Annotated in this window: 13 protein-coding genes; 1 reads left to right on the forward strand and 12 read right to left on the reverse strand. The window is 59.4% G+C overall.

Annotated features, from left to right (window positions below):
• The first annotated feature begins 444 nt into the window (after positions 1-444).
• Complete coding sequence (gene rpsU / locus BGIM_RS0138175) at positions 445-660, forward strand: 30S ribosomal protein S21 (protein WP_020474878.1); 216 nt, start codon at positions 445-447, stop codon at positions 658-660.
• 40 nt (positions 661-700) lie between these two features.
• Here rpsU and BGIM_RS0138180 read toward each other — a convergent pair whose 3' ends face one another.
• The 12 genes from BGIM_RS0138180 to BGIM_RS0138235 form a co-directional block, all read right to left on the reverse strand.
• Positions 701-1,300 (reverse strand): TapB family protein, encoded by a 600-nt coding sequence (locus BGIM_RS0138180; protein ID WP_157369739.1) that lies wholly within the window; start codon positions 1,298-1,300, stop codon positions 701-703.
• A gap of 64 nt (positions 1,301-1,364) precedes the next feature.
• Positions 1,365-1,631, reverse strand: a complete 267-nt coding sequence (locus tag BGIM_RS0138185) for a UBA domain-containing protein (RefSeq protein WP_020474880.1) — start codon at positions 1,629-1,631, stop codon at positions 1,365-1,367.
• Between the two features lie 59 nt (positions 1,632-1,690).
• Positions 1,691-2,209 (reverse strand): hypothetical protein, encoded by a 519-nt coding sequence (locus tag BGIM_RS0138190; protein ID WP_020474881.1) that lies wholly within the window; start codon positions 2,207-2,209, stop codon positions 1,691-1,693.
• 129 nt (positions 2,210-2,338) lie between these two features.
• A complete protein-coding gene (locus BGIM_RS0138195; protein WP_157369740.1) occupies positions 2,339-2,776 on the reverse strand; it encodes a TIGR03067 domain-containing protein in 438 nt (145 codons plus the stop codon).
• A gap of 70 nt (positions 2,777-2,846) precedes the next feature.
• Complete coding sequence (locus BGIM_RS0138200) at positions 2,847-3,245, reverse strand: hypothetical protein (protein WP_020474883.1); 399 nt, start codon at positions 3,243-3,245, stop codon at positions 2,847-2,849.
• A gap of 271 nt (positions 3,246-3,516) precedes the next feature.
• A complete protein-coding gene (locus tag BGIM_RS0138205; protein WP_029631445.1) occupies positions 3,517-3,990 on the reverse strand; it encodes a hypothetical protein in 474 nt (157 codons plus the stop codon).
• A 105-nt stretch (positions 3,991-4,095) separates the two neighbouring features.
• Positions 4,096-4,473, reverse strand: coding sequence for a hypothetical protein (locus BGIM_RS0138210; RefSeq protein WP_020474885.1), 378 nt, complete (start codon positions 4,471-4,473; stop codon positions 4,096-4,098).
• 27 nt (positions 4,474-4,500) lie between these two features.
• Positions 4,501-4,908: a PHD finger domain-containing protein gene (locus BGIM_RS0138215; protein WP_020474886.1), complete on the reverse strand. Its 408-nt coding sequence runs from the start codon at positions 4,906-4,908 to the stop codon at positions 4,501-4,503.
• A gap of 85 nt (positions 4,909-4,993) precedes the next feature.
• Positions 4,994-5,965 carry a histone deacetylase family protein gene (locus BGIM_RS0138220; RefSeq protein ID WP_020474887.1) on the reverse strand — a complete coding sequence of 324 codons (972 nt, stop codon included), beginning with the start codon at positions 5,963-5,965 and terminating at the stop codon, positions 4,994-4,996.
• Between the two features lie 33 nt (positions 5,966-5,998).
• Entirely contained in the window at positions 5,999-6,385 is a 387-nt protein-coding gene (locus BGIM_RS0138225; RefSeq protein WP_029631449.1) for a VOC family protein, read from the reverse strand.
• A 126-nt stretch (positions 6,386-6,511) separates the two neighbouring features.
• Positions 6,512-7,153, reverse strand: coding sequence for a hypothetical protein (locus tag BGIM_RS0138230; RefSeq protein ID WP_020474889.1), 642 nt, complete (start codon positions 7,151-7,153; stop codon positions 6,512-6,514).
• Positions 7,154-7,191: 38 nt separating this feature from the next.
• Complete coding sequence (locus tag BGIM_RS0138235) at positions 7,192-7,548, reverse strand: 4a-hydroxytetrahydrobiopterin dehydratase (RefSeq protein ID WP_029631453.1); 357 nt, start codon at positions 7,546-7,548, stop codon at positions 7,192-7,194.
• Between the last annotated feature and the right edge of the window lie 246 nt (positions 7,549-7,794).

The raw sequence follows: 7,794 nt of genomic DNA on the forward strand, positions 1-7,794 counted from the left end.
GAGCGAGGGTACCGCGACTTCCGCCGGTTCAACGATTTCCCGACGGGCAGTGACCGTGTTCGGAGGTGTGTGGCCGGGCCGGTCGCGAGCCTTCCTCATTTTGGGCCATTTTCAATTGGTCAAAATCGCTGCGCATTTGCCCAAAATCATTAAGCGACCCCTCTGTTTTGCCGGGAGTTTTGAAAAATAGTGTTCAGTTGGCCCGCTGTTTTTGACCATTTTTGGGGTGTCCGACTGTCCAAAAATGGACGCCGGAGAGCGTTTTCTCACTCAAATCCGGTCATTTTGAGGTCGATTTTGACCGGTTTGAAAATCCGGCAAGCCGAAGGGCTGTAGCCTGTTGGCGGCGAGAGGGAGACCCGAACCAGTTTATTTGGGGGGCAAACGAATCTCATCCCGTATAGTCACCTGTTCGTCCGTCGAAGGATCTTTGCGGGAGACCGAATGTCATTGAAGATGCGCGTCCACGACCGGGAGCCGATTGCCTCGGCCCTCCGCCGGTTCAAGAAACTGGTGGAGCGGAGCGGGATGAAGAAGGAAATCCGGTCCCATGAATATTACATAAAGCCTTGCGAACTCCGGAGCCGCAAAAAGACAGCCAAACTCCGGGCGATCAAAAAGGCGGGGACGGTCAAGCCGAAGCGAGAGCGGGCCTTCTGACGCCGGATCACATGGATCTCTGTCGCCGCTGGCGGCCGGATCACTTCCCCGGCGTGAACGACTTGAGCACGACCGTCCGGCGGGTGTCGCCGACTTTCATCTCGACCTTGACCAGACCGACGCGCGGGGCATGCCACTCGACCGAGTCCTTGAATATCCCGTTCGGACCGGTCTTCACTTCCACGCGGACCGCCTTGAACGTGCCCGCCGGGGTCACGACCGTCTCTTCCTCCCTGGCCACCCGATACACGGAATTGGCGGCCTCCGGCTTGTCAGGGCCATAAGGCTCAAACTTCCAAGTGAGTCCTTCCTTCGCCGGCAACCTGAGATGCGGGGCGCCGGGTTTGGGGTTGGACGGAGGCCCGTTCAATTCGGTCACTTCGTTGCGGGTAACCGTCACCCGGTTTTCAAGTGTCTTCCCCGGTTCGTTCCCCCACCGGACCGTGATGATGTGTCCGCCGGTCGTCTTCTCCACCTTGGTCACCGTCACTTTAAGCTCTGAAGTATTGCCGTCCGTCTGTTCCTCATAGACGCTTTCATCTCCCGCCTGTGTCGGATAAAAGAACACATCCCGGTCCTTGAGCATCGGCGCGGACAGGGCGACCGACGCGGTCAGCATGACGACGGCAATGGAACGCATGATGACTCCCTTGAAGAAGAACGAGACCATCTTACCCCGCCGGTTTGATCGGCATGACCGGGAACTATTGGCCGGGATCTTCCGCCGTCGTCGGGGGCTGCGGCCTGAATTGGTCCCAAAACTCCGGGGAGGCATGATGACACGAATGCTTGGAACGGGTAATCCACTGCAACGCTTCAATGGCCTTCGCCATTTCCCAACCGGCTTCTTCCAGCGCGGCCTTGCAGGCCATGACAGGCATGCCCGTCAGGCGGTAAAGCTCCATCACCATTTTCGGATCGGCCATCGCCATCGGCGTCCTTCTCATCGTTCGGCACTCATATTCAATCATCCCGTGCCTTCACGGAGAAATCAATGATAGCTCGGCATCATCCATGTGATCGGTGCCGCTTATTTCGCTTTCCAAGGCCACTTGATCTCGACCTCGGCTGACTTGTATTCGGTTTCGCCAATCGTGTAGACGGCCACCACCTTGTATGTTCCGGCGATCCGCTTTTCCTCCGGCACTGTAGAAAGCAAATCAACCCGGATCTTATAAGCCTCCCCCGGCTTGAGGATATGTGGAATTGATTTTGCCAATGACCGTATTGTAAGGTTGGACGAGTACGGCTCTGTTTTTACCTGAACGCCGGCGGGGTCTTTGACACGGAGGTCCAAATGCAATCTCGGCCCAAAATCTGATCCGATATCCACATCTTCATCCGAGATATTGGTGATCGTCACATCAGCGGCATCAGGGGCGTCAAACGAATATCGCTTGTCGTTCAAAGAAACTTCGCCTTTGCCTGTCCAACGCATCTCGCACTTGATCGTCGGTGTCTTTTTCGGCGCCGGGTCCGTTGCCCGGCCTTCGCACAGCATGTTGATCGAGATGCCGATGACCAGGCATGTTGACAACATTGATTTCATGTTAATTCCTTGTTCACTTGAGAGGAGAGGCCGGGGGGGCGAGGCGACCGTTCTCGCTCCGTCGCTCGCAACCAGTCGGCGATTCCCTTGCCGGCCGCCAGTTCACGGCCTGTTCAATTTTCGCCTCGCTTATTTCGACTTTTTCAGGGTCATCAGAAGGGTCGGTTTCTCGCCGCCGGCGGATTCAAATTTCGCCGGGCGGGTCGAGTCCTTGTCGAGGCCCACGGCGACGGTCAACTGACCGTCCTCGAACTTGTAGATCCCCCGGAGAACCTTGCCGTTCGCGACGTCTTTCGGCAGCGCCAGATCGATCTCGGCCGGTTGTTTGTCCGGGCGGACTGTCACCGTGTGCTTCATCGTTTTGTCGCCCTCGTAGATAATCTCCATCTGGTCGCCGGCAAACGTGACCGGGTGCTTTTTGATCTTGTCCGGGTCGCCGGGCTGCCCCCGTTCGCTCGCCGAGACGATGTCCCATTTGCCTTGAAACGACTCCGGCAGCTTTTTCGCTTCCGGCTCGGCCGCGACCGACACGGCGGCCGCCACCACCAACATGAGGCAATATCGCATGGTTGTCTCCAACATCTGATGAAATAGCCCGGCGGCGAAGTGCCGTTGGGCTTGAAGTCTCGAAAGCGAATCATGACCCGTCATTCAACAGTCGCCGGGTGTTCGGCTCAAGACATTCAGGCCGATAACCGAATCCCGAAGTGCAAACAATTCGCCCGTCTCGAACCCAGGCGGTCTCCCCGGCGCCGGCCAACGCGCCGGCGAACTCTGACATGTCGTACAAATCCGGGCAGCCGTCCGTGTCAACCACAACCAATTCCAAATGCCCGCCGGGATCAACCGTTTCCAAAACACGCTTGAGTTCGGCAAACGCCCGCCGGGCCGGGCCGCTCCAGAACGCCATCACGAACAGTACGCCGCATCGAATCGTCCCGATGACGGCCCGGTCCGCCTCTGGATAGAACCGCGTCCGACCGGCCAGCGCGTGTGAAAGATAGAGGCTTTCGATCCGGTCGAAGGGTTCCTCCATTGATGTGCCTCTCGTTTTGGACTTCGGTGTTTTCTTGCACACGACCAGTTCACCAGCCTGTCCTTGGCGGCATTGAATGCAAAATCAACAGACATTAGTAAATGAATTCAAGAGCCCCACTGCGTGAGCGGTGGGGGTGTTTTCAGAGGGTGACGGCCACCCCCACCGCTGACGCAGTGGGGCTCTTGAATTCATTTACTAATGTCTGTTGATTTCTCACTAATCGTCAGCTCACGATCTTGCCTGTCTGACAATCTCTGCCGCCAGCTTATTACCCAAGCACAAAGACTTGATACGGAAGACCCCAAAAATCATCGGTGAACTGCACGCCGGTGCGTTGCTTGAGCCATTCGATGGCCGCTGATTCGCCGTCTCGCGGGGCGCCCTTTTTGCGTTTGTTCAGGCCCAGTCCGCCAAGGATGGCGGCGATCCCCTCATGTTGTTCAACTTGTTTGCCGTTGTCGAACTGAACAACCAAGGGAAAGCCGGAGAGCCGGGCGACGTGCGTGGCCCCCTTGGCGGATGTTTCCTTTAGATAAGGGATCGCGGAGAGGCGGCAGTTGATGTCGATCACCACGCCCCAGCCTTTCACCCAAGAGGCGCAAAGATCCGTGTCCCGCGTCACCGAGGTGGCGTCCTCAAAACCAACCACCCGGCCGGTCGCCCGGAAGACATCCGGCACAATGTCCCGCAACGGCGCCGATTCCGCGATCTGAACCAGCGCGATTTCAATGTTCCAACTCATCCACACCCACCTTACACGGCGGACGCCGGGAAATCCACGACTGAAAAAACCAATGATACAATTGACGCCGCCCGCCATTCTTCGGCATTTCTTCGACGCCAGACATCAGGCTGATCCGCCCTTGCACCGACCGGCCAGCACCCGCCCGAACACGAAGGAGGCACACAGCAGTGCGCCGAATTTGAACCATTCCGAGCCATAGAAATCGGCCGCCAGTTTCCAAGCGTCCACTTGCTCGGCGGCACGCGGGACGGAGGCCAGCATCGTCCAAAAGGACGCCGGTTTGCCGAGGCCCTCCCACGAACTGAAATACCATGCCTTCCAAACCGGAAGAAAGGAAAACACCGCGAACACGCCGACGGTGAACACGATGGCAAAACGCCACGGCCGCCGTCCGGCCCAGGCGGCCAGCCACCGCGACCGGGGAACATCGTCCGATTCGGCGGCCCGGTGTTCCGTTCTCGGTGGCGGAGGAAAAAACATGGCTCGCCTTTCTGCGGCCCCGCCGGGTTACTCGCCGGGGTCGCTTCCCTTCATCTTTTGCGATCCTCGGGCGATCAGTCCGATCCCGATGGCGATCAAAATGGTCGGGAACATCATCAGGTTCCCGCCCATCATGGCCATCAAGCCGCAGGCGCCCGTCAGCCCGGCGGCCACGAGAACCAATCCCCCGAACACTTCCGGCCGGCCGGCGGCCCGGTTCTCGGCCGCTTCCGCCTGTTCCGCCTTCCGCTCTTGGGCGCGCCGGGCGCGCCGGGACGCCCCGCATCGTTTGCACGGATCCTTCGTCTCCGGCGGCGGCCCGGCCTCCACGCAACTGATGTGAACGGGACTGTCGCAGCGGTCGCAGAATGCCCCGTCACGGTTGCCGTTGATGTGCTGACGACACAACACGCAAGTTTTGCCTGCCACATGCACGAATCTTTCTCCTGTGGAAAACCGGCGTCCTCATTCCCCGATCCGCGTGACACCATGCCTATTTGAAGCCTGCCGCCGTTTCCAATCATCCTGACACGGTCCCGTCCTGTCGCAGAAGCTCACAGACGCTCGCGGCAATCAGGCGGTAACTTTCCCGAGTATAACCGCCGCTTGTCAACATCACCATCGGGATTCGCCGTTTGCGAAATTCCCCGAACGTATAAAGATCACGCTCCAGGATATCTTCAGCCGATAGCGCGATGGCTCCCAGCGGATCGCCTTGAATGACATCTGTCCCGGCGTTGAAGATCCCCAAGGCGACGGTTCCCGAACGTGAGATCGAATCCAGAAACCCCGGCAGATGTTTGCGCAAGAGGCCAAGGTATTCCCGGCCCCCGCAATCGACTGGCAACGGCAGATCGCAATCGATCCGCTGGCGTGCCTCCACATCGCGGCACGGGTAGATGGACGGGTTGTGCATGTCGAAGATGAACACATCGCGGTCATCCCGGAACTGATGGCAGACGCCGTTGCCTTGGTGCGCGTCCAGATCGACATAGGCGATCCGCTGGCCGGATTTGATCCGCCCTTCGGCCCGTAGCTGCCGGATGGCGACGGCAATATCAGAGAAGATGCAAAAGCCCTCGCCGGCGTCCCGCTTCGCATGGTGGTAGCCACCGGAAAGATTGACGGCCGCCCCGCAACTTATGGCCGCTTGGGCCGCCAGCACGGTGCCGCGCGCCGCCCAACGCATCGGCCGCAAAACATTCCAACGCAACAAGAACGCAGGCGCACGGCGAAGGCTCGGAATTTCCAGGGCCGCGACGATGTTCTTCGACTGGCTCATTCTCGCCAGATATTCCGGCGAATGAGCCAGAAGCAATTCTTCGTCGGAAACCCCGCGATCAACCGGAATGTGATAACGCCGCAGATCCCGGCCAACGAGCCGGTTCAATTCCCGCCACGCCCGGCCATACTTCCGGGAATCGAACGGATGAAGCCGCTCCAGCCCGAGGAACCCGATGTCGTACCGCCGGTTGTAAACAACTGCCGCCAAGAAAGTCTCGCATTGGGGCCGAATGGCGATTGGTCAGGGCTGTTTTTGGCCCGCGCCCTCGCGGGTCTGGTGGCACATCACGTTGATGATGACGCCGTTCGGGTCGGCCACATGGAAGCGGCGAACCCCCCACGGCTCGTCGGTCAGCGGATACACAATCGGATACCTGCGGGCGACCGCCTCCTCGTGGGTTCGGTCCACATCCTCGACTTCAATGCTGAGCGAAACGGACGGCCCCGCGACGGGCGAATTCTCCCCCCGAATGATGCTGATTTGCGCGGTCGGATTGTCAGGCGAGACATAGGTGGCGATCCATCCCATGTCCATCGCCACTTGCAACCCGAGGAAGCCGGCGTAGAAATCCCGGCACAAATCGGGGCAAGAACTGACGATGTTCGGAACGATTCGTCGAATGCCCATTGATCCCTCCTTGTTTCCCATGCCGAACGGTGAATTGTCAGGCGACGATTTCTTCACCATGCGCTTCCTCGCCCCTGACGCGGTGAGGCTCTTGGAATCTCACATCAAGATGCCTGTTGAATCCGCTTATCCGGGGCCAAACTGAGCCGCCGACATCCGGCCCTCAAACTCGTTGGAGTAGATGGCGGCCCGGCCGCCGCCCGGATCGAGCCGGAATCGGAATTTGGTCTGCGTCGGGCCGCCATAGAGCCGGGCCGGGAATTCCCAATACTGGCCCGGCCCGAGGAAGACCCGATGGAGGCTGTTCCCGCAAATCTCTTCCCGTGGTGATTCGATCTCTCGCCACGTTCCGGAGGCGTCCGCCGCCTCGCGGATGATTGACAGCATCGAGTCGCAGGCGTCGAACGGGATGGTTTTCGAAGTCCGGTTGACCACGCGGAGGGCAAATCCCCGGTCCTTGAAATAGGCCGCCGGCTCATCGGGAAAGGCGACAATCATCACCGTGTCCTTGGCCCCCCATTCCTGCCCGGCGAGGTCTTTCGGCAAGTTGTTCCATAAACCAAACCCGCCGGGGGCCAATGTGTCTTTGATCCGGCTCCCGGCCGGATAAAGACCGGGCATCTTCGCCCTGGCCTCGACAGGCAGACTGCCGGGGGCGGGGGGCTTCAACTCCCAATCCGCCGGGTTGCCTTCCGAATCGTCCGGCTTTTGGCAGCCGGCGAAAGCCAGCGAGGCCGCGACAAGCAAAACATACTGCGATCGCCTCATGGTTGCCTCTTTGGTTTGTTGGTCTCCGTGCTTGCCCGTTATCGTTTTAACTCGACGGGTATCTCGTTGATCTTGGCGGCCAAAATGAAGTCGTTTTCTGTCAGGCCGTTCGCCGCGTGCGTCCAGAGTTCAATCGTGACCTGCCTGTAGGAAACCAAGTGCAGGTCCGGATGATGTCCCTCCGCCTCCGCCAGTTCGCCCACCCGCCGAAAGAAGTCCAAACCGGCGGCGAAGTTCTTCACCAGCCACTCACGGCGAATGCGCGAGCCGTCCGCTGAGATCACCCATGACGGTGTTTGGGCAAGAAGGGTCGCCGCTTCGTCATGCGGCAACGGACCCATGCCCCCCTCGCAGGGGCCACAGCGTTTATCGGTGAGCGTATTCTCTGGCAACATCCGCGTCTCTTTGGTCGAAGGCCCATATTCGTCCGGTCGGCTTCCTTTCACTTACGCCCGGCTTCAGCGTCCAAGAGTGGCGTGGGCCGCAATTCTTTGTCATGCCGAATCTCGTCGATCTCTTTTTATCATCGCGTGAGCTGGTGTTTCGGAGACCCCCTCCGGCTCCCCCTTCCTTGCCAAGGGGGAGCCGGAGGGGGTGTGGCAAATCTTTCTGGCACACGTCAGCGGCTTGTATTCGCCCCA

It is taken from the genome of Zavarzinella formosa DSM 19928 (genome assembly GCF_000255705.1).
Taxonomy (GTDB): Bacteria; Planctomycetota; Planctomycetia; order Gemmatales; family Gemmataceae; genus Zavarzinella; species Zavarzinella formosa.